Below are 23,741 nucleotides of genomic sequence, written 5' to 3' on the forward strand. Positions count from 1 at the left end.
ATGAAAACAGTGGCTATTATTCAAGCGAGAATGGGTTCGACTCGACTTCCAGGTAAAGTGTTGATGAAACTTCAAGACAAAACCGTCCTAGAACATGTCATCGAACGTGTGAAACAAGCGAGATTGATTGACGAAATTGTTGTAGCAACAACAACACTGAGCGAAGATGACGTGTTATATGAAGAGGCGATGCGATACGGCGTTCGCGTTTATCGGGGGAGTTCAGACAACGTGTTAAGTCGATATTATGAGGCAGCGAGAGAAGTAAAAGCTGATGTGGTGATTCGAATAACTTCTGATTGCCCGTTAATCGACCCAGCGATAATTGATCAAATGGTTGAAAAATATCATTACAATCAATATGAGATGGTGACAAATTCCGGCCCCATTTCGAGTAAGAGAACATTTCCAAGAGGACTAGATGTCGAAATTTTCTCAGTTGAAATGCTAAACGATGCATTTTACAACTATAGTGAGAAGTATCATATGGAACATGTTACACCATATATGTATGAAAAAAGTCAAAACATATATCATTACATTTGTCATGAAGATTATTCAAACTATCGATTGACACTAGATACTGAAGAAGATTTAGAACTTATCACACTAATATATAAAAAATTGTACGATAGAAATCATTCATTTTATCTATCTGACATTTTAAATTTTTTAAATAATAATCCAAATCTTATTAATATCAATGCTCATATTGAACAAAAAAAATATTGACGGAACTTTGACAAAGGATAGGTATTTGTATGAATGTCATAATTTTTACTGAGGGTGGAACAGTTAATGGATTTGGTCACATCTCTAGATGCAGTGCATTATACGATGAATTGTTGGCTAGAGGATTAGAAGTAGAATTAATAATCAATACTGATTTAAAGAAAATTGGTATGTTAGCTGATAGAACGTATCGAATAGCGAATTGGTTATCTATATCGTATCTTAAAGAAGTTTCATTTGATAAAACTTATTGTATTATTGATTCTTATGTTGCTGACATGGAAATCCTTGAGTATCTTGAGTTAAATTCAATTAAGTGCATGTATATTGATGACTACAATAGATTAAATTATCCTAAAGGAATTACGTTGAATCCTAGTTTGAATGAAGAATTTGTGTGTCAAAACAAGAAAAACAGAATTGGTGGAAAAGATTACATTATTCTAAGAAAAGAATTTCATACGAGTATTAATAGAACGGTTAACAAAAGGGCAAAAAATGTACTTGTAACTTTAGGTGGATCAGATTCAAAAGGATTAACAAATATAATATTAGAAAAAGTGATTCCTCATTTTTCAACTCTTTCATTTGATATCGTTGTTGGTAACAACGATAATATTGCTCAATTTATTAAAAGGAATCCTATAAAAAATGTTACTTTAATCGAAAATGCAAGTGCTAACGAAATGAGACGATTAATGGAGGCTTCTGATTTTACAATTACAGCTGCAGGACAAACTATTTACGAACTCATTGTAACGAAAACACCGTTTATTCCAATTAAAACTGCTGAAAATCAAAGTGATAATATTAAAGGTTTGCTCAAGTTTAATATTGTCAATAATGTGATTGATTCAGAAGACTTTTCATGGTTTGAAAATCTAATTTATGAAATAAATAATCTTGAAAATTATAATAATAGATTAGAAGTATCACACAAATCTAAAGGTTTAGTTGATGGAAAAGGTTGCGCAAGAATTATTAATCGATTGTTAGAATAGAGGTGAGTTTACAATGACTATGATTTTTTGTGGTTTTGGTAAACTAGGGAAAATATGCTTAGAAACTTTACTTTATAATAAGTATAGTATTTCCTTTGTACTAACCCATAGAGAATTGGATAAAGATAGTGTAGATACATATTGTGAGTTAAATAACATTTCGTATTCATATATAGATTTGCGAAAAGAAAAAAGTGATTTACTCAGTCAGATATTAAATCAAAGTCCAAACTATTTAGTGAGCGTGAACTATAGGTATATTCTACCCCTTGAAATTATTAATTCTGTAGGAGTTGCTTTAAATCTTCACGGCTCACTTTTACCAAAATACAGAGGTAGGACACCACATGTATGGAGTATTATAAATGGAGAAGATTACAGTGGTGTAACTTCGCATTTAATCGATGAAGGTGTAGACACTGGAAAAATAATCAGGCAAGTAAAAATTAAAATTGATCAAGAAAGTACTGGATATGATTTGTTACAAGAATACGCAAAAGAATATCCGAAGTTGCTATTAGATTCGTTAAAAGATATTCAAAATGGAACTTTACTAAAGGAACAAGATGAGAAACAAGCAACTTATTTTGGAAAAAGAACTCCGGAAATGGGCTATGTAGATTTTTTTAAAAATTCAATCGAAATAATAAACTTCATCAGAGCACAGGCTAAACCATATCCAGGCGCCTATTATTATTTAAAAGATGGAAGAAAAATAGTAATACACAAGCTTGTTAGAGAAGCTAATGTAGTGAATATGGTTGAAGATATTGGAATAATCGAGAAAATAGACGACATATATTATGTAAGATGTAAAAGTGATGTTTTAAAGATAGTTGACTACGAAATATTTTAACTGCGATTAACTATGAGGTGTGTACAATAATGTCTATTAAAATCCAAGATGTTTCTGTAAGGGATGGCAAGAATGTATTTATTATTGCAGAATTATCTGCAAACCACTGCCAAAACATTCAAACTGCTCTCGACACGATAAAAGCTGCGAAAGAATCTGGAGCAGATGCAATTAAGTTGCAAACCTACACTCCAGATACAATTACAATAAATTCGAATAATGAGTATTTCAAAATCAATAGCGGTACCATCTGGGACGGAAGGACCCTATACGATCTTTACCAAGAAGCTTATACACCTTGGGAATGGCATCAAGAATTGATGGATTATGCGAAAGAGCTGGATATCATTTGCTTCTCTAGCCCATTTGATCCGACTGCGGTGGATTTATTAGAGAGTTTGGACGTTCCAGCTTATAAAATTGCTTCTTTCGAGATTACAGACTTACCACTTATCGAGTATGTGGCATCTAAACAAAAGCCAATCATCATCTCAACGGGTATCGCGACCCTGCAAGAAATCGAGGACGCAGTGAACGTATGTAGGCGGGTCGGGAATGAACAAATTATTTTATTGAAATGTACATCCGCCTATCCGGCTAAAATCGAAGATGCCAATCTCCTTACGATGCAAAACATGAGAGAAACGTTTGGTGTCGAAGTCGGATTATCAGATCATACGCTAGGAATAACCGTGCCTGTCGTTTCCGTTGCATTAGGAGCTTCTGTAATTGAGAAGCATTTCATTCTGGATAAGCAAATTGGAGGCCCAGACGCCAGTTTTTCCTTGGAACCAGACGAATTTAAAGCGATGGTAGATGCCGTTCGAGATGCGGAACAGGCATTAGGTCGCGTCGATTATCAATTAAACGAGAAAAAAGTAAAAAGCCGAGAGTTTTCACGCTCGTTGTTTGTTGTAAAAGATATTCAAGCGGGAGAAGTATTCACGACCGAACATGTCCGAAGTATTCGACCAGGTCATGGATTAGCGCCAAAACATCTTACGTCAATCATTGGAAAAGTAGCACGAGTAGACGTTGAGCGTGGTACTCCGATGAGTTGGAATTTGATGCAATAACCTAAGACGACGTGAAGTCGTCTTTTTTCTATGGGAATGAGCATCTGGAATAATACTAAAACATCATCACTTTTGGTCGATATAACTAATGAGAACAAAACATGTAGAGGAGAAGCCTATGAATCCGACCATCTCTGAAGTCAGACTCCACTTACCTTCTTCTGTTTTGCCGTACGAACAGACTAAAAACGTTTTTGTTGAGGCAAATCAAGAGCGACTTGCTGATGAGGGCATCGTTGTCTTACCGACTCCTCAACATATTACGAAACTCGAAACGGCAGTCGAGAAGGCAAATCTTGTGTTGGAGCAACAGCAAACCGGACTTAAATTTGTTAAGCACGAAAAATTGAACGATTTTTACATTCAAATCCTCGATTCCCATAACGAAGTGATTCGAGAAATTCCTAGCAAAAAATCACTTGATTTCTTTGCAGCGTTTATGGAGTTCAATCGATTATTCGACGAACGTGTATAAAGGAGGCATACGATGACATCACCAATCCGATTTGGCGGACTTGCCAGTGGTATTGATACGGATACATTAATCAAATCGTTGATGCAGGCGGAACGAGTACCAGTCGATCGTCTTGAACAGAAAAAGCAAGTGACCGAATGGAAACGCGATGCTTACCGTGAGATTAACCGATCGCTACTTGCATTACGAACGAGCGCAGTTGATTTAATCTTTAGTCGAAACTTTTACGCTAAAACAGCGTCTTCTTCTGACGATACACGTGTATCAGTAGTCAGTGGCCCATCAAGTGGAAATTCGGCGATTTCGATTCAATCGGTTAGCCAATTGGCGACTTCGCCTTCGCATATTACAGAAGTGCGTAGTGGAGGGAATTTGGTCACCAACTCTACTTCAGTTGCTTCACTTGGGTTAGATGTTGGTCGCCGTAGTCAAACGTTGACAACGACTTCAAAAGAACTTACATTGAGACCCCTTCCAGGGAACACTCCAACATTCACAGATAAAGACGGTAATTCGATTAATTTAGCGCACACATATGACGCTGCGACTGGAAAGATAACTTTTGACGATGGGGTAGAGATTCCAGAAGGCGCGAAGGTCCATTATGAGGCTGGCTATCAAATTCAATTGCGCAATAAATCTGGTGGTAATCTTGAAACAGTCTTCCTTGACCAAAATGCTACATTCAAAGATGTAGTGACAGCACTCAACGGCACACGCACCGGAGTAAGTGCATTCTTTAATGAAGCGTCTGGAGAGATTTCAATCACCGGTAAGTCAACTGGAACTTCGGCTATTATTGAATTTGAAGGAGCCGCAAAAAACTTATTTGCTTTGAGTGGGACAAAAAACGGGTCAGATGCTCAAGTAAACATCAACGGAATTAACTTAACGCAGAGTTCAAACACGTTCACAATTGATAATATGACAATTACCTTGAAGTCAACGTTTACAGATGGAAAAGCTGTCAATTTGTCGTCTGCAACTGACACACAAAAGGTTTTTGATAATATCAAATCGTTTATTGATAAATACAACGAAACAATTGATTTGATGAACAAAAAAACACGGGAAGATCGCTTCCGCAGTTTCGCGCCTCTTACAAAAGCGCAACGCGATGAACTGTCTGAGGACGAGATTAAAAAATGGGAAGAAAAAGCGATGAGTGGCATGTTACGTAACGATACAATCGTGCGTGGCGCAATGGATAATCTTCGTGGAAAATGGAGTTCATCCTTCTCGTCGACGAATAGCCCGGAGGCAAGTCGCTTATTTCAAATTGGACTGGCTACAAATGCTGATTTTACAAACGGCGGAAAAATTGAAATCAATGAAGAAAAATTAAAAGCAGCAATCGAGAAAAATCCAGAAGAAGTGTATCAACTATTTTCGAATGCTCAAAATGGATTACTCCCTCAAATTCGTGATGCGGCTGGTAGTGCAAGGTCAAACATCACTCGAATCGCAGGTTCAGAAGGATCTGGAGCACCCACCTATTCGATGGGTCGCGAAATGTCACAAATTGATAGTCGGATTCAGCGACTTAACGCGTTGCTTGTAAATAAAGAGAATGCTTATTACCGTCGCTTCGCGGCGATGGAAACGGCGATGAACCAGGCGAACTCGCAAGCCGCCTCACTGCAACAATTTTTAGGCGGAGGCATGTAAGAGGAGGAATTTAACATGGTATCCAATCCATATGCAGCATATCAAAACAACGCGGTTACGACCGCAAACCCGCAAGAACTGACGCTCATGTTGTATGACGGGGCGCTCAAGTTCACGCGCCTCGCCAAACTCGCCATTGAACAAGGAAATATTGATTTAAAGAACATAAATATTCAAAAAGCACAGGCCATCTTCCAAGAGATGCGTTTAACGCTCAATAAAGAAATTGCCATCTCAGCAAATCTTGATTCACTTTATGAGTATATTTGGCGTCGTCTCCTAGATGCGAATGTAAAAAACGACACTACGATTTTGGATGAGGTGCTCGACTTCACGACCGAACTCCGTGACACGTGGAAGGAAGCGATGAAACTCGCGAAGCAAGCATGAGACCCATCGACGAGATTATTTTAAAGACGCAACGGCTGAAGGACCTGCTCGCGCAAGTGCCGGAAGAGCCGACGTACGACACGTGGATGGACCAAATCCATGAACTCTTGGACGACCGTGAGCAACTGCTCGCCGCGCACGGACCAGACCTAGAGGCGGCCGACCAGACCGTCATCCGTCAGCTCGTTGACGACAGTCAAAAGATTGCCCGTTTGATCGAGGCCGAGCACCAACGGCTCGGGATGACACTTGGGACGGCTCGTCAAGAACGGAAAGCCGTCAAAACATACGTTGACCCGTACGAGGAAGTTGACTCAAATTTCGCGGGGCTCTTTGACCAACAGACGTAAAACAGCTCGAAGGCGCGCCTTCGAGCTGTTTGTCGTTCAAGAAGGGGTCCTTAGTTGGCGACGGGCTTTAGAGACGAGGTACGTCACGCCAAACAGGATCAGTCCGCTCACGTTGAAGTTCACATACAAACGGCCGAGGTCTTGAACGGAGTTGACCGGGACAAGCCCGGACAGAAACACGAGAGGTAAAATTGTCACATGCATGACGGTCCAGTGGATGAAAATCTGTTTCGGGAACGACCATCTTCTCACTTCGTAAATCACACTCATTACGCCGAGGAAGAAGCCGATGCCGCCGTAAGTTAAAGCGAGGCGGACGCTTTCTGCATCGCCCACTAACCTATTATATAGGGCAAGTGCGCCAGATGCCGCCAATAGCAGGATCCCGCGCTTCAATCCTTTCTTAAATAAATCCATCGAACCCATCCTTCCGACAATGTAGTGGTCTATTCTACGCAAACAAACGCTCAGAAGTTTCACGATTTTCGAACAGATACAAACACGTCTGTTATCCGGTAAAATCGGGTAAATACCATTAAAACAGGTAGCTCCATTGCTTCATTTCTGGAATGAGGAGGGAAACGAGATGAGTGAGAAAAATGTGAAACCCGAGTCAGTCAAGAAACGTCGCTACTTCGTCTACGGTCCAGAGGGAGCGTACGATGAATACGTGGAACGCGATCCGAAGCTCGAGGCGTATGTCGAGGATGACGCGCCACTTGAGGATGGGCCCGACCCGTATGAAGAAAAGGATTTGAAATCAAGAGGATAATGCAACCGGAGTCAAGGCCAGATTCATGGCCTTGACTTTTATTTATCCAGGGTACGCACCTTGAACTTTTTCTTACACCGGTCAGGCTAGACAAACCCGTATGCTCATCTTATCAACTACCACATACATGAAAAGGGGAGATTTTTGATGAAGATGAAACGATACGGATTGGTGCTCGCGTTACCTTTGGCACTACTCGTCGGATGCGGAGATGCAGACGAACTGAAGACGACCGCGACCGACACGGAGGAAGTCGCAGCGGCAGAAACGGAAAAACAAATAGCTGAACCGAAAGAAGAGACGGAGGTGCAAGAAAGTGAGCTCGGCTCGAACCAGATTTATATGAAGAACAAGGCGCTTGATATTTATGAGACGATTGGCTCGATTCAGTTCGTCATCGATAAAGTCCAAACGTCACGACTGACGGTCGAGGAGTCATACCGTGAACTATTCGATGGGAAAGAGGCGGTGACGGTCGTGGCGATGAACGTCATCGTCGAAAACACGATTGACGACACAATCAGTTTCCATCCGAACCAGGCGACGCTCGTGACGAATACGGGAGAACAAGTGACGGCCGACATCTGGTACTCCGACGATGTTGGCGGCGAGTTCCTAGGGAAAGTGAAGAAGGAAGGGAACGTGCTCTTCTTCGTCGAGACGATGCCTGAGGAGTTGACAGAAGTCCGCTTCATCGTCGACGGACCGTTCGACGCGAACTATGAGCAGATTGCCGAAGACCGTTACGAGTATAAGATTGATGTTACAAAATAAAAAAGAGTGCATCCATGCGGATGCGCTCTTTTTAACGTTGATGCGGCAACGGAATCGTCAACACGTTCCAGTTCTCCCCGGCGAACAGCTTTGCGAGAAAGACGATTTGCCCGACGTGGTAGCTGTAGTGCGACACTTGCTTCTCGATCGCCCAGATGGCCGTCTTCTCTTCGCCGCGGATGAGGACGGTCTTGCCGAGGTCTTCGGGCGTGAGGCTCGCCAACACATCGTCCAACAACTGCCATCGCGCGTCCCACGTCGCCATAAGTTCTTCACGAGACAACTGCTGGTCCTCAAACTCGGCGTCGCGGTTGCGGTCCGGTTTCTCGCCGTCCGTCGTCAAAAAGTCGGTCCAACGCGACCACATATTGTTTGAGATGTGCTGTACGATGACAGCGAGCGAGAGTGTGTCCGGTGCGAGGACGCGATGCAACTCTTCATCGTTTACTTGATTGAGCGCGCTTTCGGCAAGTTGTTTCTGTTCTTGGAAAATGGCACGTACTTCCGTTATGTAGCGTTGTTCAAACATAGCTTTTCCTCCTTATGTAGAGTTCTTTTAAACATACCCTAAATCAAAAAAGACGAACAGTTACCTGTCCGTCTTAAGTATGTTCCAATCGAAAATCTTCCCAATGATCTTTTGCCTGCGTTCGAATTCGCTCTGAAACTTCCTTACTGCCGAGAAGGATGCCATACCAGCGTCTTGCATCCTCATATAATTCAAGGTCGGCTGATAAGTCTGCGATTCGTAACATCAGTTGATCATACGGGAGACCAGTCCGGACTTGGTCTGTGTAGGTTTCTTGCACTTCGTTATATTTATCGAGCGTGCGTTTCATCCAATCGCGCTCGGCCTTCACGTCGCCCGTCAAGCGGTACATCCAGACGAGGCGCATGCCGAGCATGGCGACGACGGACGGTTTCTGTCCGCTCAATTGAGCCGTCATCACAGCAAATTTATACAATCGAATAACATGTTCGGGCGTCCGGTCACCGGCCAAGATGTCGGCGTTCACACGCGGAAAGTACTCCGTCTCAAGCGCCTCACGGTTGTTCTTCCGTACCTTGTCGAACGAGTCGTGGAAGACGAGGTGGCAGTGGCTACAGACGGCAGGCTCATACAAGTACGGGTTCTCGCCGTCGTACGTCGTGTAACCATCTTTCGCCACTTCTTGCGGTCGGATGTGGCGTGACAACACACGTGGGGTCGTACTCTCTTTTAAGCAATACGGACATTTCACTTTCTTTGAAAACAAATGTTCAGCCATACATCACCTCATACGTACACGTTAACGAGTAGCCCGCGAATCTCACCGACTTGATCGAGGAGTGACAAGCGTGACGCCTCGCCCGAAATCACTTGATCTGTCAAGGCGAGTAGTTTCTGATCAACTTGTTCGACGATTTTATAAATCTTCGCACGGCCTCGGCGGTTAAAGCCGCGTTTATCTTCGAGACGAAGGGCTGCGTCAACGGCGTCTTTCATAAAGTCTTTAATCAGTTGTTTATATTCAGCGAGTGCCTCGACCGTCTGGCTCTCGGCGAGGAGCTCGCCTTGCTCGTGGATGGCCGCGATTTGCCGTTGGAAACGTTCATGTTCGCGGTCCTCCCGTTTTTGTCCGATGACGTTCGAGAATGAGACACCAGGCTCAACTTCAGGCTTCTTTGCTTTACTAGAGCCAAGGAGAGACTGCGTCTCCATGATGCGACGAATGTCCATAAGGCCTCGTCCTTTCTTTACTTAGTTCAATAATTGTAACACGCCTTGCGGCAATGCGTTCGATTGAGCAATCATCGCCATGCCAGATTGATTTAAAATATTGAGGCGGGCGAAGTCCATCATCTCACGAGCCATATCGGCATCACGAATACGCGACTCGGACGCCGTCAAATTCTCTGAACCGATAGAGACAACACTGACATTCGCCTCAAGACGATTTTGTATAGCGCCGAGTTTTGAACGTTCAAGTGAAACGGCGTTAATAGCGGCATCAAATTTAGCGATGGCGTCCCCGGCTTCTGACGCTGTCAACACGCTAATACCGTCAATCTCGAGGGCACTGGCCCGCAGGTCGGCAACATTTAAGATAACGGCTTCACCGCTTCCGGCACCGACCTGAAAGAACAGTTCTTTTGCGCCTTGTGTGTATTCGCCGTTCATGATTTTCTTCGAGTTGAATTCGGTCGTCTCGGCGATACGAGTCACTTCAGCAGTGAGCGCGGTAATTTCTTCTTGGACGGCTTTGGCATCGTCAGGACTAAGCGTACCGTTTGCTGCCTGCACCGATAGTTCACGCATACGCTGGAGGAGAGCGTGTGTCTCGTTCATTCCGCCTTCGAGCGTCTGCGTGAGCGAGATGCCGTCAAGGGTGTTACGTTCGGCCATCGACAACGAGTCGAGACGCATGCGCATTTTTTCTGAGATGGCGAGACCGGCCGCGTCATCAGACGCTTTATTGATGCGGACACCGCTTGAAAGTCGATCCATCGTCTTCTTCATCGTCGCTTGGTTCATCGAGAGCGACGTATAGGCTTTTAAGGCTTGAACGTTATTGGTAATTTTCATAGCGGTTTCCTCCTAACGGTTGCGGGGTTAGCTTGGCACGCTCCATTGCTTCACTCCAAGTGTGGTCTAAATCTTTCGCAAGGTCACGTAATTCCTCGATTTTAGACAAATCTTGTTCAATCAACGCCTCGAGGCTCGACTTTGCCATATACAAGTAAATCTCATCGAGCTGGGCCGAGATGATGCCGCCGTTGTCGTGCAAACCTTGGTGTAGTTTCGCGAGCAGCTCGCGCGCCTGCCGGAGGTGACGGTTTCGTTCGGCGATCGTCGTTGTCAATGCGTGTTCATAATGATATGTGAGGGCATGAAGCATCGCTTGCGTCAGCTCTTCGGCGCTCATCTCGTATAGTTGATTCTGGTTCATCCTTGTTCTCCTTTAAGTGAGTCGAGTTCTTCAATCAACAACAGTACTTCAGCCATGACGTCATACAGCTCGGGCGGGATGGCGTCACCGAGGTCAAGGTCGAGCAGGTGGCCAAGGAGCGAGTGGTCATGCTCGATGGCGACGCCGCGCGCTCTTGCCTCATCTAAAATTTTATCGGCGACGGCGCCCGTCCCGCGGGCGACGATGACCGGTGCCCGGTCCGTCGACTCGTCGTAACGGACGACGGCGGCCGTCTTTCGTTTCGTCAAATCCATGCGTTGATACATGTCGGCCTCCTAAATCTTGAAGTCGTAACCGGTCGTCGGGGGTGTCACCGGCTCGGCTTCGACTTTCTCGGTCTTCGTCAGCGGTCGAAACTGCGTCGTCACGCTTTTGTAGCCGATTGCCTCTAACGTCGTCTCGACCTTTCCGAGGAGCGGACGGGCGAGCGTCTCGACACGCTTGTCATCGTGCTCGAGCGTCAGACGTAAATTGCGGTCGATCGCCTCGAGCTTCACCGCAATCTCGCCGAGCCGTGGCGTTTCGAGCCGGATGTAGAGGACACTGTTTTCCCAGTCGACGACGTCCCCGGCCTCCCGGTTTTGGATGTGGACGTGGATGCCTGTGTCAATCTCTTGCACTTTCGCCGGCAAGGCGAGCAAGAGCTGATGCAACTGGCCACCGTCGAGCCGGTTGAGCGTCTGTTGGACTTGGAAGAACGAGGCGAGACGCACCGCCTCTGGGTTCGTCGCATCCGCTTTAACAGAGAGACCAGACGCCTGGACACGCTGCGCCGTTTCTTGGATGACGCGGCCCGATAGCTGTTGGTCAAGCTTGAACGGCGGTATTTTCGCGATCTCGCCAGCGCGGCTCGCTTGATGCGGGATATATTCGAGTCGGACGTGGTTCGGCACGTAACGGAAGTCGTTCAACGCAGCGCGCACTTCTTTAATGAGTGCGGCACTCTCGGCCGGTTTCGTCGCAAGCAGGCCTAGCGCGACGTCAAGTTTCGCCGTCATCGACACGAGCGCCTTCTCTTGCGTCGCGTCCGTATGTAACAGCGCGTCCGTCTTCTGGATGAGTTGCGTCAACCGGGTCGATACCGTCTCAAGGGCGGGGCGGGCCGTATGCGGGCTCGTCTCGACGAGCGCGGCGACTTGGCCGAGCTGTTTCGTCACGGTCGCTTGTTCGTTTCGGAACGTGTTCGTCACCTTCGCGAGGTGGCTCGTCACTTCCTTGACGACGACTTGTCGTCCGGACGGGAGCGTTACCGCATCAAACTGTGGTCGGTTCGTCGGAACGTGAAGCGACTCGACCGATTTTTGCGGGACCGGAACGTCACGAATGATTCGGTCGACCGTCTCCGGTGTCGGTGTGATGCGTTCGCTCACAGGACGGGATAAGTTAACGAGTTCGACGAAGCGTTCTTTTCGCGGATACGGTGCGTCCGGCGGCGGTGGCTTTAATTGCTCCCTCGCCTCAGAGAGGGTCGACGCAGCGATCATGTTTTTGACGTCTCGCGGGACGTCCGGTGTGTCCACGGTCTTCAATAGAAGGATCGCGTCGCGCAAGTCGCCTTTCATCGCCGTCTCGAGCAAGCGAACCGTGTCGGCGTTCATCGGCAGTCGTCCGGTCTGGAGCAGGCGGCTGACGGCGCTCCGTACTTCTGGTGGGAGCGCGGCGAGGAGCGTCTGAATCTTTGCTTCGAGCTTCGTCGGTTGACTGGTCGGTTCTGCTTCTTCTTTTGGCGGAACGACCGTCGCAAGTAGCGTGCCGTCTTGTTCCGCGAGCGTCACATGGAACGGGTTCGTCTTCGGCATACCGTCTTTGAACGTAAGTTCCATTTCTTCGCCGTTGATTTTCACGATAGCTGTGTCGGGACCGGTCTGTTTGACGAGCTCGGCCTTATAAACCCGGTTCGTCTGGATGCCGGCGCTCGCTTGCACGAGGGCGAGCGATTGGGCTTGGATTTGCATAGTTGTCACCTCGACCAATATATCGACCTCTTTTTAAAAAAGTGAAGCAAATTAAATAAGAAAAAACCTCCCGTCACGTGACGGAAGGCAGGTCAAGATTCGAGCACAGGGCTCATGTTCAGTTGTTGGAACCGGGCGACGAGTTCTCCCGTCGCTTTGATTTGATTCTTTAGGACGTACGCGGTCGCGTTCGTCTGGATTCGGCGGCCGTCTGTCGTGACAATCAGACCGTTCGGATTCCCTTCGACCGTGACGATTTCACGGACGTGGGACCAGGCGTACCATTCGCAGTCTTCCCGTTTTGGTGATTTCGTCGGGAAGAAGACGAGACCGCTCGTCGGTTCGATGACGACAGGTACTTTCCCTTTGACACCGGCGACGCGCTTGGCGATGAAGATCCGTTCCTCGATCGAGCTGTTGTATTGGCGGCAAGAAAGCTGCAGCAACTGATACGGCCTGAGCGGGGTCGAGATTTCCGTGCCATCTTCGAGAATGATTTGCGACTGCTTCATCATGTCGAAGCAAGGCAAAATCGCCACGGTTCGTTTCGTGATGCGATATTTTTCGTCGGAATAGTAGGGGCGCATATGCTGCACCATCCTCCTCATATTGGATTTTCAGGATCGGCTAAATGTTAGCGGCACAAACCTAAATCATCTCTTCCATGATATATCACAAAAAATGTAAACTCAACAAGACAATATGAAAAGTAGGGAAATATAATTCCAATGTAAGCCAAAAAGTAAATCGTTTGCAAAATATTGAGAAAGTGTTTGTCACGCCATCCATAAGGTGGTAAGATTACCGGTAGAGGGAAAGCCTCTGTATTCTTCAATGGTGAAAGGAATGGATTTACACATGGTAGGTAAAGTAAAATGGTTTAACTCAGAAAAAGGTTTTGGCTTCATCGAAGTTGAAGGCGGCAAAGACGTTTTCGTACACTTCTCAGCAATCCAAACTGACGGCTACAAATCACTTGACGAAGGTCAAGAGGTAGAGTTTGAAATCGTTGATGGCGAGCGTGGCCCACAAGCGGCTAACGTTGTAAAATTATAATTTCAAACGAAGCCGGCTCTCTCGTAGAGCCGGCTTTTTTGTTTTCCTCACATAACGTACAAACCTTAAAATACGCGTTTAAAAATCTGTCAAACGGGTACAAACCTTTTATACCAACCGACTTCGTGATGAGACGAATCATTCGGAACAAAATTGTCATTATTTTCTGATGATAACGTTTTCATAACGAACGAATTCGGGGTATACTAAATATGAGCCACCTGGTTCCACTTTCTTTTCAGAAATGAAGCAGGAGATTCCGTCACATGTGACGAATCATTGGGTCAAGCGGTTATTTTAAGGAGGAGTTCAGATGATTTATAACATTCGCGGCGAAAACATTGAAGTCACACCAGCCATCCAAGACTATGTCGAGAAGAAGCTGGAGAAGTTGACTCGGTATTTCACAACTCCTACGGATGCACAGACGGCTTACGTCAACTTGAAAGTGTACAATGAAAAGCAAAAAGTAGAAGTCACGATTCCGATGCCGAACTTGTTGCTTCGTGCTGAAGAGACGAACCTCGATATGTACGCGGCGATCGACCTTGTCGTCGACAAGTTGGAGCGTCAAATCCGTAAACACAAAACAAAACTCAACCGTAAAGGACGCGCCAAAGAGGGCGGGATCGGCGAGTACTTCAAAGCGCTCGAAGGTCCGGAAGACGTGCCGGTGTATGATGAAGAAGAGTCAGAGCTCGAACTCGTCCGGACGAAGCGTTTCACGCTCAAGCCGATGGACACAGAAGAAGCAATCCTTCAAATGGATATGCTCGGCCACAGTTTCTTCGTCTTCTCCGATGCCGAGACGGGCAACACGAACGTCGTCTACCGTCGAAAAGACGGCAAATACGGTTTGATTGAACCTGAATAATTTAAACTTGACTATTATACGGCCTCCCTCCATGGGGGGCCGTTTCGTTTTGCCTTTCCTTGAAAGCGCGGGTCACTTCGGTTAAACTGTACATTAGGGAAAAAACATGCATTTTAGAGGAATGCTGAGGAGATATGAGTATGGCGAACTTTTTGAAAGATTTATTTGCTCCACAGAAACGGATATTGAAAAAAGCAGAGAAAGCGGCCGACCTCGTCGAGTCGTTTGCTGAACCGATCAAAGCGTTGTCTGACGAACAGTTGCAGGCGAAGTCTGAAGAGTTCCGCGGTCGTCTTGCCAAGGGCGAGACGCTCGATGATATTCTCCCGGAAGCGTTCGCGGTCTGCCGCGAGGCATCGGAACGCGTGCTTGGCATGCGTCACTATCGTGTCCAGCTCATCGGGGGATACGTGCTCCATAACGGCGACATCTCTGAGATGAAGACCGGGGAAGGGAAGACGCTCGTCGCGACGCTCCCGGTTTATTTGAACGCGCTCACAGGTCGTGGTGTCCACGTCGTCACGGTCAACGAATATTTGGCCCGTCGTGATAAAGAGTTGATGGAACCGCTCTACTTCGCACTTGGCCTCTCGGTCGGTTTGAACGTCTCGAACATGGGACGCGAAGAGAAGCAGGCCGCATACAACTGCGACATCACGTATTCGACGAACAACGAGCTCGGGTTCGACTATTTGCGTGACAACATGGTCCTTTATAAAGAAGACCGTGTCCAGCGTGAGCTCTACTTCACAATCGTCGATGAAGTCGACTCGATTCTCGTCGATGAGGCGCGGACGCCGCTCATCATCTCGGGATCGGCTCAGAAGTCGACCGAACTCTACACACGTGCTGACGCGTTCGTCCGCACGCTCACGGTCGAGGACGACTACACGGTCGATGTGAAGACGAAATCGGTCTTACTCACGGACAAAGGGGTCGACCTTGCCGAGAAGTTCTTCGGCATCGACAACTTGTTCGCGATTGACCACGTCTCGGTCAACCACCACGTCGGGCTCGCCCTTCGCGCGAACGCCGTCATGCACCATGACGTCGACTATATGATTCGTGACGGCCAAGTCATGATCATCGACCAGTTCACGGGCCGGGTCATGGATGGACGCCGCTACTCGGAAGGGTTGCATCAGGCGATTGAGGCGAAAGAAGGCGTCGAGATTCAACGCGAATCGATGACGCTCGCGACGATCACGTACCAGAACTATTTCCGTATGTATGAGAAGCTTGCCGGGATGACCGGGACGGCGAAGACGGAAGAAGAAGAGTTCCGGAACATCTACAACATGCAGGTCGTGACGATACCGACGAACCGTCCAATCCTTCGGGAAGACAGCTCCGACCTCATCTTCAAGTCGATGGAAGGCAAGTTCAAGGCGGTCGTCGAAGAAATCATGGCTGCGCACGCGACAGGCCAACCGGTGCTCGTCGGGACGGTCGCGGTCGAGACGTCCGAATACTTGAGCAAGCTCTTGTCGAAGAAAAAGATTAAGCATGAAGTGTTGAACGCGAAGAACCACGCCCGCGAGGCCGAAATCATCGAGAACGCCGGACAAAAGGGAGCGGTCACGATCGCGACGAACATGGCCGGACGCGGAACCGACATCAAGCTCGGAGAAGGCGTCATCGATCTCGGTGGTTTGTATATCATCGGGACGGAACGTCACGAGTCACGCCGGATCGACAACCAGCTCCGTGGTCGTGCCGGTCGTCAAGGGGACCCGGGTAAATCCCAGTTCTACTTGTCGCTCGAAGACGAACTGATGCGTCGTTTCGGTACCGACAGCCTCCAGAGCATGATGGAGCGCCTCGGGATGGACGACACGCAGCCGATCGAGAGTCGTATGGTCTCAAAAGCCGTCGAGTCGGCACAAAAACGCGTCGAGGGGAACAACTATGATGCGCGGAAACAGCTCCTCGGTTACGATAACGTCATGGCCGACCAACGCAAGGTCATGTACAAAGACCGGGCAAGCATCCTCGAGAACGAGTCGGTGTCTGACATCGTCCGTTCGATGATGCGGGACACGGTCGAGGCCGGCGTGGCACAATATACGCCACTCGAACTCGTGCCGGAAGAATGGAACATCGACGAGCTTGCGCACTGGGCGAACCAGACGCTCGCCCTCGAGCACACGGTGGAAGGGAAAGACTTCTACGGTAAAGAACGCGAAGAGATCACCGAACTTCTTCTCGAGCGCACGAACGCGCAGTACGAGGCGAAACGTCAACTCGCACCGCCAGAGCGGTTTAACGAGTTCGAGAAGATTATCGTGCTCCGTGCCGTCGACTCGCACTGGATGTCGCACATCGACCACATGGATCAGCTCCGTCAAGGGATTCACTTGCGTGCCTACGGTCAGAACGACCCGCTTCGCGAGTACCAGTCGGAAGGGATTAACATGTTCGACGCGATGAACGCCGCCATCTCGGAAGAAGTGACCGGATTCGTCCTTCGCGCCGAGGTCGGCGACAACCTCCGCCGTGAGAAAGTCGTCGAAGAAGAAGTGGCCGTCTCTGGGAAAGACGACGCCCCGATGAAGAAGAAGCCGGTCCGTCGCACCGAAGACCAGCGTCTTGGCCGCAACGACCCGTGCTGGTGCGGATCGGGCAAGAAGTTCAAGAACTGCCACGGTAAACAACAAGCTTGATTTTTTAAGAGGCGAGCCTGCTCGCCTCTTTCCTACGGAAAGGTGACATACACTATGGAAATTTCAGATATTCGGAACGAACTCGAGGCGATGGCAAAACGCCTCGACAACTACAAGGCTTCCCTTAACTTGACGGAGAAGCAGGCGCGTATCGCCGAGCTCGAGAACGAGATGACGTACCCGGACTTCTGGGACAGCCAAGAGAAAGCGCAAAAAGTCATCGACGAGTCGAACGGTTTGAAAGCGATGGTCGACAAATATCAGGCGCTCGCTGACGGACACGAGGACGGTGAAGTGACGCTCGAGCTCATCAAAGAAGAGCCGGACGCCGAGATGCAACAAGAGCTCGCCGAGATGGTGACAGAGCTGAAAGGTCAATTCGACGAGTTTGAGCTCGAAATCCTCTTGAACGGCCCATATGACGCGAACAACGCCATCCTTGAGCTTCACCCGGGAGCCGGCGGGACCGAGTCGCAAGACTGGGCCTCGATGCTCCTTCGCATGTATCAGCGCTTCGCCGACAAACAAGGTTGGAAAGTCGAGACGGTCGACTACCTTCCGGGTGAGGAAGCCGGTGTCAAATCGGTCACGCTCCGCATCATCGGGCATAACGCCTACGGATACTTGAAAGCGGAGAAAGGGATTCACCGGTTGGTGCGCATCTCGCCATTCGACTCGTCAGGCCGCCGTCACACGTCGTTCGTCTCATGTGACATCATGCCGGAGTTCGATGACGACATCGAAGTCGACGTGAAGACAGAAGACCTCCGCATCGACACGTACCGCGCGTCAGGCGCCGGCGGTCAGCACATCAACACGACCGACTCGGCCGTCCGGATCACGCACGTGCCGACGGGCGTCGTCGTCTCGTGTCAGACCGAGCGCTCACAAATCAAGAACCGTGAATCAGCGATGAAGATGCTCAAGGCGAAGCTTTACCAACGTGAGCTCGACGAGCAACAACGTAAGCTCGACGAGATTCGCGGTGAGAAGACGGACATCGGCTGGGGTAGCCAAATCCGTTCCTACGTCTTCCACCCGTATGCGATGGTCAAAGACCACCGTACAAGCTATGAAGTCGGGAACACGGGCGGCGTCATGGATGGGGACATCATGGGCTTCATCGACGCGTACCTGCGTAAGACAAATATGTGATGCATGTGGCTCAAAGACCGATGTCTTTGGGCCACGTTGTATGTAGAGGAGAAAACCTTTAATGAAGCAAATCGTCAAAGACTATATGTATTTACTGACCGGATCCGTCTTCGTCGCCTCGGCGTTCAGCTTGTTTCTACTTCCGAACAACCTCGCCTCCGGGGGCGTCAGCGGGATTTCGATTATCACGTATGAGCTGTTCGGTATCTCGCCAGGTGCGTTCCAACTCGTGGCGAACGTGCTCCTCCTCATCATCGGCTGGATGATTCTCGGGCTCGGCTTCGGCGTCAAGTCGCTCGTCGGCTCGATTTTCTTGCCAGGGGTCATCTTATTCTATGAAGCGATTGACGCCGGGGCCGCGGTAAATGATACGCTGCTCGCGGCCGTGTTCGGTGGTGCGGGTGTCGGGATTGGTCTTGGTCTCATCTTCCGTGGACGTGCCTCGACCGGGGGGATGGACTTGCTCGCCCAAATCTTACATAAGTTCACGCACATCCCGCTTTATCTTTGTATCGCCATCCTCGACGGGGCGGTCGTCCTCGTTGCGGCGGTGACGTTCTCGTTCACGACGGGACTATATGCGCTCATCGCGCTCTTTATCACGATCAAGATGATCGACTTCGTCCAGCTCGGCTTCACGCAAGACAAGATGGCGTACGTCATCTCGGAGAAGCGCGACATCATCACGCGGGCCGTTTTCGACGAGCTCGACCGTGGGGCGACCGAGATTCAAGCGATTGGGGCTTACTCACGCCTGGACCGTCCGATGCTCCTCGTCGTCGTCCGGCAGAACGAGGTGAGCCGGTTAAAAGAAATCATTCGCCGCATCGACCCTGACGCGTTCCTCGTCTTCAGCGAGGCGCACGAGGTGATGGGACAAGGATTCACGTCGGACAAACGCTACATCAACGTGCCGTAAGTTGTGTAATCTTTGTGTACTTTTCATGAGATTAGGTTAGAAAGCGTTACAGAACGGCTATAATGGTAATTGTAGGTTATTTCTACAACTTAGGAGGGGAACCTGATATGAAGAAGTGGATGATGGCTATCGGCCTCGGCGCCATGCTCACGCTTGGTGCGTGTGGTGGCGGCGATGAGGAAGACACGTCAAGTAACGGGGATACGGGATCGAACACGGCGTCGGTTGACGCGGAAGCCGTATACGCTCAAAACTGTGCGGCATGTCACGGCGCGAACTTAGAAGGGATGAGCGGTCCGTCACTTGAACAAGTCGGCGCACGCTTGTCAGCGGATGAGATTGAAGAGATTATTCGAAACGGGAAAGGCAACATGCCTGCGAACGTCCTTCAAGATGACGAAGAGATCACAGCAGTTGCAGCTTGGCTCGCTGAGAAGAAATAATACGAAGACCACGGGACAGGTTCACCCGTGGTTTTTTGTTTCATGGTTATACATAATAGGTAAAAAAAGAGTAACAACTTCAAGGGGTGGAGTACATTGAAAACAAAAATGATTGATTGGCCCACGTTCATCGGCGCATTCTGTTTACTGCTCGCGGTGACGCTACCGCTCGTCTTGTTTCCGGATGCCGGACGGGCTTGGGTCGGCGGGGCGAACACGTTCATGACGCAAAACTTCGGCATGCTGTACTTAGCGATGGGACTCGGTGCGTTCGGCTTTTTGATCTTTGTGGCCTTCAGCAAGAACGGCCACGTCAAGCTCGGCCGCGAGGACGAGGAGCCGGAGTTCAGTACGTTCTCGTGGGCGGCGATGCTGTTCGCGGCCGGGATCGGCTCGAGCATCCTCTATTGGTCCGTCATCGAGTGGGTGTATTACTATCAAGGCCCGCCGTTCGGCGTGACGCCAGAATCGTCCGAAGCCATCGAATGGGCGACGGCATACGGGATGTTCCACTGGGGACCGATTGCCTGGGCAATCTATACGCTTCCGGCGCTCCCGATCGCCTACTTCTTTTATGTCCGTCGCCGCTCGGTGCTGAAAGTGAGCGAGGCGGTTCGCCCTGTCATCGGCAAATGGGCGGACGGCCCGGTCGGGAAATTGATTGATATTTTATTTATCTTTGGTCTACTCGGCGGGGCGGGGACGACGCTCGCGCTTGGAACGCCGATGATTGCTGAAGGGGTGAACGCGATTACCGGTATCCCGGTGACACTCGGCATGCAGGCGGTCATCATGCTCATTTGTACGGCCATCTTCGCCGTCAGCTCGTACGTCGGATTGAAGCGTGGCATTAAAGTGCTCAGCGACTTGAATATTTGGTTGTCGCTCTCGATTCTCGCCTTCGTTCTCATTCTCGGACCGACCCGCTTCATTCTCGAGACGACATTCAACGCCGTCGGGATCTTGCTCGACAACTTCTTCAAGATGGCGACGTGGATGGAACCGTTCGGTGACCTTGGTGGGTTCACCGAGACCGGATTTCCCGAGGCATGGACGGTGTTTTACTGGGCGTGGTGGCTCGTCTATGCGCCGTTCGTCGGTCTCTTCGTCGCCCGCATCTCACGCGGTCGGACGATTCGCGGGATGATTATCGGGACGATGGTGTACGGCACGTTCGGTTGTATCCTCTTCTTCGGAATTCTCGGGAATTTCGGGCTTTATCTCCACTTGAGCGGCGCGTTCGATGTCATCGGTTATATGGATACGTACGGACCGGCTGCGACGATTATCGCCATCATCGGACAACTACCGTTCGGCAAGGTCGTCGTCGCCGTGTTCACGTTCCTCGCCATCATCTTCCTTGCGACGACGTTTGATTCATCCTCATATATTTTGGCATCGGTGACACAAAAGTATGTCGAAGGGGAGCCGGCGGCTTGGAATCGTTTGTTCTGGGCGTTCGCGCTCTGTATCATGCCGCTTACCCTCATGTTCCTCGGGGGACTCGACACGCTCCAGACGGCGAGCATCGTCGGTGGGTTCCCGCTCATCTTCATCATGGTGCTTCTCGCCTGGTCGTTCATGCGGGTGTCGAGCAAAGACATTCGCGCCTCAGACGAATATGAGTCACCGACGATTCATATTAAGTATCGGAAAAAGAAACGGTCCCCGTTCGATGCGTTGAAAGACCGCCCCCCTGAGTAAAATCGGAAGGCGTCCTCATTACAGGACGCCTTTTTTGAACCGCGATTTCAGTAAATATGACGAATGCGTGAAGTAGACATTCGATGTGACAATTTCCCACCTTGCGCCCCCCAACTGAAACACTCCTGTAATGGTGTTTTAAAAAACCGATTGATATAATGGTAGCGCTCCTTGTCCCGTCCTCGGTCTAATTGACTAGGACATGGATACGAGCAACGTGCCTTGACAGCACGTTTCGTTTCCTGTAGAACAGAGGCTAGACGAAAAAATATACAGTAACTAAAACAATGAAACTTCGTCATAGATGCATGAAAAATATTAAAAAAGGGTAGGGAATACGTTATGATTTCGATGCAAAAAGTCAGTAAAGTATATCCGAACGGCGTCGTCGCCGTCGATGATCTCGATTTACAGATCCAAGACGGCGAGTTCCTTTACGTCGTCGGACCATCCGGCGCCGGGAAATCGACGTTTATGAAAATGATTTACCGGGAGGAGAAACCGTCAAGCGGTCAGTTGCTGATTGACGGAATTGACGTCGGGAAGTTGAAGAATCGCCACGTGCCAAAACTTCGTCGCCAACTCGGCGTCATCTTCCAAGACTACAAGCTGTTGCCGTCGCTCACCGTGTACGAGAACGTCGCCTTCGCCCTTGAAGTCGTCCAAGCCGACACGAATACGATGCGCAAGCAAGTGATGGACGTGTTGAATCTCGTCGGGCTAAAAAACAAGGCCCGCAACTATCCGGACGAACTGTCGGGTGGGGAGCAACAACGTGTCTCCATCGCAAGAGCCATCGTCAACAAGCCGAAGCTCATCATTGCCGACGAGCCGACCGGGAACTTAGACCCGGACACGGCGTGGGGCATCATGGAAGTATTTGAAGAGATTCACCGCCGCGGTGCGACCATTGTCATGGCGACACACAACCGTGACATCGTCGATAAGATTCGCCATCGTGTCATCGCGATTGAGAACGGAAAAGTCGTCCGCGATGAAGAGAAAGGAGCTTACGGCTATGATATTTAAAAGTGGACTCCGCCACTTACGGGAAGGGTTCAAAGGAACACTTCGCAACGGGTGGATGACGTTTGCGGCCATCAGTGCCGTCACCATCACCTTGTTACTCGTCGGCATTTTCGCCCTCGTCATGTTCAACGTCAATGAAATCTCACAAAACGTCGAGAACGATGTCGAGATTCAGGTGTTCGTCACACGGACTGCCGAAGAGGCGAACGTCGAACAGCTTGGACAAAACATTGAACAAATCCCCGGTGTCGCAGAAGTTACGTTCAGCTCGAAAGACGCTGAGCTCGAGAACTTCCGTAACCAGTTAGGGGAAGACGCGAACGCATACGGTGCTGTTGAGAAGGACAACCCGCTCCACGACCGTTACATTGTCAAGGCGTCAGACCCGCTCGAGACGGAACAAGTCGCCGAGGCGGTCCAGTCGCTTGAGAACGTCGATAGAGTCACATACGGACAGGACTATATCGACAAGATGTTCGCGTTCTTCAACGGGATTCGCATCGGCGGACTCGTATTGATCGTCGGGCTCACGCTCATGGCGATGTTCCTTATCTCGAACACAATCAAGATGACGATTTTCTCGCGTCGTCGCGAAATCGAAATCATGCGTCTCGTCGGAGCGAAAAACAGCTTCATCCGCTGGCCGTTCTTCATCGAAGGACTCCTCCTCGGTGTGCTCGGTGCGCTCATCCCGATTGCCGTCGTCTACTTCGGCTACGACGTCGCATATAGTGCTTTACAACCATCGCTAGATCAATTGAATAGTGATATATTTAAGTTGATTGATCCATCAACGCTCACGACGCAAGTGTCACTCGTCTTATTGGCACTCGGGGCGTTCATCGGAATCTGGGGATCGACGACATCGCTCGGTCGATTCTTAAAAGTCTAACTTAGA

28 protein-coding genes are annotated in these 23,741 nt (G+C 49.1%); 19 read left to right on the plus strand and 9 right to left on the minus strand.

Features of this window, described 5'->3' with window-relative positions:
- The 8 genes from KNP92_RS03245 (at position 1) to KNP92_RS03280 (ending at position 6,548) form a co-directional block, all read left to right on the plus strand.
- The gene (locus KNP92_RS03245) at positions 1-732 is read left to right on the plus strand and encodes a cytidylyltransferase domain-containing protein (RefSeq protein WP_214837029.1); all 732 of its coding nucleotides are present in this window, start codon (positions 1-3) and stop codon (positions 730-732) included.
- A gap of 29 nt (positions 733-761) precedes the next feature.
- The gene (locus KNP92_RS03250; RefSeq protein WP_214837032.1) at positions 762-1,733 is read left to right on the plus strand and encodes a PseG/SpsG family protein; all 972 of its coding nucleotides are present in this window, start codon (positions 762-764) and stop codon (positions 1,731-1,733) included.
- A 13-nt stretch (positions 1,734-1,746) separates the two neighbouring features.
- Positions 1,747-2,589: a methionyl-tRNA formyltransferase gene (locus tag KNP92_RS03255; protein ID WP_214837035.1), complete on the plus strand. Its 843-nt coding sequence runs from the start codon at positions 1,747-1,749 to the stop codon at positions 2,587-2,589.
- A 29-nt stretch (positions 2,590-2,618) separates the two neighbouring features.
- Complete coding sequence (gene pseI / locus KNP92_RS03260) at positions 2,619-3,665, plus strand: pseudaminic acid synthase (RefSeq protein WP_214837038.1); 1,047 nt, start codon at positions 2,619-2,621, stop codon at positions 3,663-3,665.
- Positions 3,666-3,783: 118 nt separating this feature from the next.
- Positions 3,784-4,140 (plus strand): flagellar protein FlaG, encoded by a 357-nt coding sequence (locus tag KNP92_RS03265; RefSeq protein ID WP_214837052.1) that lies wholly within the window; start codon positions 3,784-3,786, stop codon positions 4,138-4,140.
- A 12-nt stretch (positions 4,141-4,152) separates the two neighbouring features.
- On the plus strand, positions 4,153-5,808 hold the full coding sequence (fliD, locus tag KNP92_RS03270; RefSeq protein ID WP_214837066.1) for a flagellar filament capping protein FliD: 1,656 nt from the start codon (positions 4,153-4,155) through the stop codon (positions 5,806-5,808).
- A gap of 15 nt (positions 5,809-5,823) precedes the next feature.
- A complete protein-coding gene (gene fliS / locus KNP92_RS03275) occupies positions 5,824-6,198 on the plus strand; it encodes a flagellar export chaperone FliS (RefSeq protein ID WP_214837069.1) in 375 nt (124 codons plus the stop codon).
- On the plus strand, positions 6,195-6,548 hold the full coding sequence (locus KNP92_RS03280; RefSeq protein ID WP_214837072.1) for a flagellar protein FliT: 354 nt from the start codon (positions 6,195-6,197) through the stop codon (positions 6,546-6,548). Before fliS ends, KNP92_RS03280 begins: the two co-directional genes overlap by 4 nt.
- 36 nt (positions 6,549-6,584) lie before the next feature.
- On the opposite strand, the gene KNP92_RS03285 is transcribed toward KNP92_RS03280, so the two are convergent.
- The gene (locus tag KNP92_RS03285) at positions 6,585-6,965 is read right to left on the minus strand and encodes a DUF3021 family protein (RefSeq protein WP_214837075.1); all 381 of its coding nucleotides are present in this window, start codon (positions 6,963-6,965) and stop codon (positions 6,585-6,587) included.
- Between the two features lie 169 nt (positions 6,966-7,134).
- Between KNP92_RS03285 and KNP92_RS03290 the strand changes: the two genes are divergently transcribed.
- Positions 7,135-7,320 carry a hypothetical protein gene (locus tag KNP92_RS03290; protein WP_214837078.1) on the plus strand — a complete coding sequence of 62 codons (186 nt, stop codon included), beginning with the start codon at positions 7,135-7,137 and terminating at the stop codon, positions 7,318-7,320.
- 147 nt (positions 7,321-7,467) lie between these two features.
- Positions 7,468-8,094: a DUF4352 domain-containing protein gene (locus tag KNP92_RS03295; RefSeq protein WP_214837081.1), complete on the plus strand. Its 627-nt coding sequence runs from the start codon at positions 7,468-7,470 to the stop codon at positions 8,092-8,094.
- A 31-nt stretch (positions 8,095-8,125) separates the two neighbouring features.
- Here the strand turns inward: KNP92_RS03295 and KNP92_RS03300 are convergent, their stop codons facing one another.
- The 8 genes from KNP92_RS03300 to KNP92_RS03335 form a co-directional block, all read right to left on the minus strand.
- Positions 8,126-8,623 (minus strand): DUF1572 family protein, encoded by a 498-nt coding sequence (locus tag KNP92_RS03300; protein WP_214837084.1) that lies wholly within the window; start codon positions 8,621-8,623, stop codon positions 8,126-8,128.
- A 73-nt stretch (positions 8,624-8,696) separates the two neighbouring features.
- Positions 8,697-9,362, minus strand: coding sequence for a DUF2225 domain-containing protein (locus KNP92_RS03305; protein WP_214837087.1), 666 nt, complete (start codon positions 9,360-9,362; stop codon positions 8,697-8,699).
- An 8-nt stretch (positions 9,363-9,370) separates the two neighbouring features.
- Entirely contained in the window at positions 9,371-9,814 is a 444-nt protein-coding gene (locus tag KNP92_RS03310) for a YaaR family protein (protein ID WP_214837090.1), read from the minus strand.
- A gap of 21 nt (positions 9,815-9,835) precedes the next feature.
- Entirely contained in the window at positions 9,836-10,660 is an 825-nt protein-coding gene (locus KNP92_RS03315) for a flagellin N-terminal helical domain-containing protein (RefSeq protein WP_214837105.1), read from the minus strand.
- Positions 10,644-11,024, minus strand: a complete 381-nt coding sequence (locus KNP92_RS03320; protein WP_214837108.1) for a flagellar protein FliS — start codon at positions 11,022-11,024, stop codon at positions 10,644-10,646. Before KNP92_RS03320 ends, KNP92_RS03315 begins: the two co-directional genes overlap by 17 nt.
- Positions 11,021-11,311: an EscU/YscU/HrcU family type III secretion system export apparatus switch protein gene (locus KNP92_RS03325; RefSeq protein WP_034815980.1), complete on the minus strand. Its 291-nt coding sequence runs from the start codon at positions 11,309-11,311 to the stop codon at positions 11,021-11,023. Before KNP92_RS03325 ends, KNP92_RS03320 begins: the two co-directional genes overlap by 4 nt.
- Positions 11,312-11,320: 9 nt before the next feature.
- Complete coding sequence (locus KNP92_RS03330) at positions 11,321-13,000, minus strand: hypothetical protein (protein ID WP_251136381.1); 1,680 nt, start codon at positions 12,998-13,000, stop codon at positions 11,321-11,323.
- Between the two features lie 92 nt (positions 13,001-13,092).
- Positions 13,093-13,587 carry a competence protein ComK gene (locus KNP92_RS03335; protein WP_034803923.1) on the minus strand — a complete coding sequence of 165 codons (495 nt, stop codon included), beginning with the start codon at positions 13,585-13,587 and terminating at the stop codon, positions 13,093-13,095.
- Positions 13,588-13,858: 271 nt separating this feature from the next.
- Between KNP92_RS03335 and cspD the strand changes: the two genes are divergently transcribed.
- The 9 genes from cspD (at position 13,859) to ftsX (ending at position 23,735) form a co-directional block, all read left to right on the plus strand.
- Positions 13,859-14,056, plus strand: coding sequence for a cold-shock protein CspD (gene cspD / locus KNP92_RS03340; protein WP_024370455.1), 198 nt, complete (start codon positions 13,859-13,861; stop codon positions 14,054-14,056).
- Positions 14,057-14,369: 313 nt separating this feature from the next.
- Positions 14,370-14,930 (plus strand): ribosome hibernation-promoting factor, HPF/YfiA family, encoded by a 561-nt coding sequence (gene hpf / locus KNP92_RS03345; protein WP_214837114.1) that lies wholly within the window; start codon positions 14,370-14,372, stop codon positions 14,928-14,930.
- Positions 14,931-15,070: 140 nt separating this feature from the next.
- The gene (secA, locus tag KNP92_RS03350; protein WP_214837117.1) at positions 15,071-17,593 is read left to right on the plus strand and encodes a preprotein translocase subunit SecA; all 2,523 of its coding nucleotides are present in this window, start codon (positions 15,071-15,073) and stop codon (positions 17,591-17,593) included.
- 54 nt (positions 17,594-17,647) lie between these two features.
- Positions 17,648-18,748 carry a peptide chain release factor 2 gene (gene prfB / locus KNP92_RS03355; RefSeq protein WP_214837120.1) on the plus strand — a complete coding sequence of 367 codons (1,101 nt, stop codon included), beginning with the start codon at positions 17,648-17,650 and terminating at the stop codon, positions 18,746-18,748.
- Between the two features lie 61 nt (positions 18,749-18,809).
- Complete coding sequence (locus KNP92_RS03360; RefSeq protein ID WP_214837123.1) at positions 18,810-19,667, plus strand: YitT family protein; 858 nt, start codon at positions 18,810-18,812, stop codon at positions 19,665-19,667.
- A gap of 107 nt (positions 19,668-19,774) precedes the next feature.
- Complete coding sequence (gene cccB / locus KNP92_RS03365; protein ID WP_214837125.1) at positions 19,775-20,110, plus strand: cytochrome c551; 336 nt, start codon at positions 19,775-19,777, stop codon at positions 20,108-20,110.
- A gap of 108 nt (positions 20,111-20,218) precedes the next feature.
- On the plus strand, positions 20,219-21,814 hold the full coding sequence (locus KNP92_RS03370) for a BCCT family transporter (protein ID WP_483297943.1): 1,596 nt from the start codon (positions 20,219-20,221) through the stop codon (positions 21,812-21,814).
- 342 nt (positions 21,815-22,156) lie between these two features.
- Positions 22,157-22,843 carry a cell division ATP-binding protein FtsE gene (gene ftsE, locus KNP92_RS03375; protein WP_214837131.1) on the plus strand — a complete coding sequence of 229 codons (687 nt, stop codon included), beginning with the start codon at positions 22,157-22,159 and terminating at the stop codon, positions 22,841-22,843.
- Positions 22,833-23,735: a permease-like cell division protein FtsX gene (gene ftsX, locus KNP92_RS03380; protein WP_214837134.1), complete on the plus strand. Its 903-nt coding sequence runs from the start codon at positions 22,833-22,835 to the stop codon at positions 23,733-23,735. Before ftsE ends, ftsX begins: the two co-directional genes overlap by 11 nt.
- Positions 23,736-23,741 lie beyond the last annotated feature (6 nt).

Source organism: Exiguobacterium sp. s122 (assembly GCF_018618475.1).
Classification (GTDB): domain Bacteria; phylum Bacillota; class Bacilli; order Exiguobacteriales; family Exiguobacteriaceae; genus Exiguobacterium; species Exiguobacterium himgiriensis.

Bases quoted from the DNA above. Each gene is read 5' to 3' on its own strand.
- KNP92_RS03245 (WP_214837029.1), top strand. From the start codon at position 1: ATGAAAACAGTGGCTATTATTCAAGCGAGAATGGGTTCGACTCGACTT.
- KNP92_RS03250 (WP_214837032.1), top strand. From the start codon at position 762: ATGAATGTCATAATTTTTACTGAGGGTGGAACAGTTAATGGATTTGGT.
- KNP92_RS03255 (WP_214837035.1), top strand. From the start codon at position 1,747: ATGACTATGATTTTTTGTGGTTTTGGTAAACTAGGGAAAATATGCTTA.
- pseI (WP_214837038.1), top strand. From the start codon at position 2,619: ATGTCTATTAAAATCCAAGATGTTTCTGTAAGGGATGGCAAGAATGTA.
- KNP92_RS03265 (WP_214837052.1), top strand. From the start codon at position 3,784: ATGAATCCGACCATCTCTGAAGTCAGACTCCACTTACCTTCTTCTGTT.
- fliD (WP_214837066.1), top strand. From the start codon at position 4,153: ATGACATCACCAATCCGATTTGGCGGACTTGCCAGTGGTATTGATACG.
- fliS (WP_214837069.1), top strand. From the start codon at position 5,824: ATGGTATCCAATCCATATGCAGCATATCAAAACAACGCGGTTACGACC.
- KNP92_RS03280 (WP_214837072.1), top strand. From the start codon at position 6,195: ATGAGACCCATCGACGAGATTATTTTAAAGACGCAACGGCTGAAGGAC.
- KNP92_RS03285 (WP_214837075.1), bottom strand. From the start codon at position 6,965: ATGGATTTATTTAAGAAAGGATTGAAGCGCGGGATCCTGCTATTGGCG.
- KNP92_RS03290 (WP_214837078.1), top strand. From the start codon at position 7,135: ATGAGTGAGAAAAATGTGAAACCCGAGTCAGTCAAGAAACGTCGCTAC.
- KNP92_RS03295 (WP_214837081.1), top strand. From the start codon at position 7,468: ATGAAGATGAAACGATACGGATTGGTGCTCGCGTTACCTTTGGCACTA.
- KNP92_RS03300 (WP_214837084.1), bottom strand. From the start codon at position 8,623: ATGTTTGAACAACGCTACATAACGGAAGTACGTGCCATTTTCCAAGAA.
- KNP92_RS03305 (WP_214837087.1), bottom strand. From the start codon at position 9,362: ATGGCTGAACATTTGTTTTCAAAGAAAGTGAAATGTCCGTATTGCTTA.
- KNP92_RS03310 (WP_214837090.1), bottom strand. From the start codon at position 9,814: ATGGACATTCGTCGCATCATGGAGACGCAGTCTCTCCTTGGCTCTAGT.
- KNP92_RS03315 (WP_214837105.1), bottom strand. From the start codon at position 10,660: ATGAAAATTACCAATAACGTTCAAGCCTTAAAAGCCTATACGTCGCTC.
- KNP92_RS03320 (WP_214837108.1), bottom strand. From the start codon at position 11,024: ATGAACCAGAATCAACTATACGAGATGAGCGCCGAAGAGCTGACGCAA.
- KNP92_RS03325 (WP_034815980.1), bottom strand. From the start codon at position 11,311: ATGTATCAACGCATGGATTTGACGAAACGAAAGACGGCCGCCGTCGTC.
- KNP92_RS03330 (WP_251136381.1), bottom strand. From the start codon at position 13,000: ATGCAAATCCAAGCCCAATCGCTCGCCCTCGTGCAAGCGAGCGCCGGC.
- KNP92_RS03335 (WP_034803923.1), bottom strand. From the start codon at position 13,587: ATGCGCCCCTACTATTCCGACGAAAAATATCGCATCACGAAACGAACC.
- cspD (WP_024370455.1), top strand. From the start codon at position 13,859: ATGGTAGGTAAAGTAAAATGGTTTAACTCAGAAAAAGGTTTTGGCTTC.
- hpf (WP_214837114.1), top strand. From the start codon at position 14,370: ATGATTTATAACATTCGCGGCGAAAACATTGAAGTCACACCAGCCATC.
- secA (WP_214837117.1), top strand. From the start codon at position 15,071: ATGGCGAACTTTTTGAAAGATTTATTTGCTCCACAGAAACGGATATTG.
- prfB (WP_214837120.1), top strand. From the start codon at position 17,648: ATGGAAATTTCAGATATTCGGAACGAACTCGAGGCGATGGCAAAACGC.
- KNP92_RS03360 (WP_214837123.1), top strand. From the start codon at position 18,810: ATGAAGCAAATCGTCAAAGACTATATGTATTTACTGACCGGATCCGTC.
- cccB (WP_214837125.1), top strand. From the start codon at position 19,775: ATGAAGAAGTGGATGATGGCTATCGGCCTCGGCGCCATGCTCACGCTT.
- KNP92_RS03370 (WP_483297943.1), top strand. From the start codon at position 20,219: ATGATTGATTGGCCCACGTTCATCGGCGCATTCTGTTTACTGCTCGCG.
- ftsE (WP_214837131.1), top strand. From the start codon at position 22,157: ATGATTTCGATGCAAAAAGTCAGTAAAGTATATCCGAACGGCGTCGTC.
- ftsX (WP_214837134.1), top strand. From the start codon at position 22,833: ATGATATTTAAAAGTGGACTCCGCCACTTACGGGAAGGGTTCAAAGGA.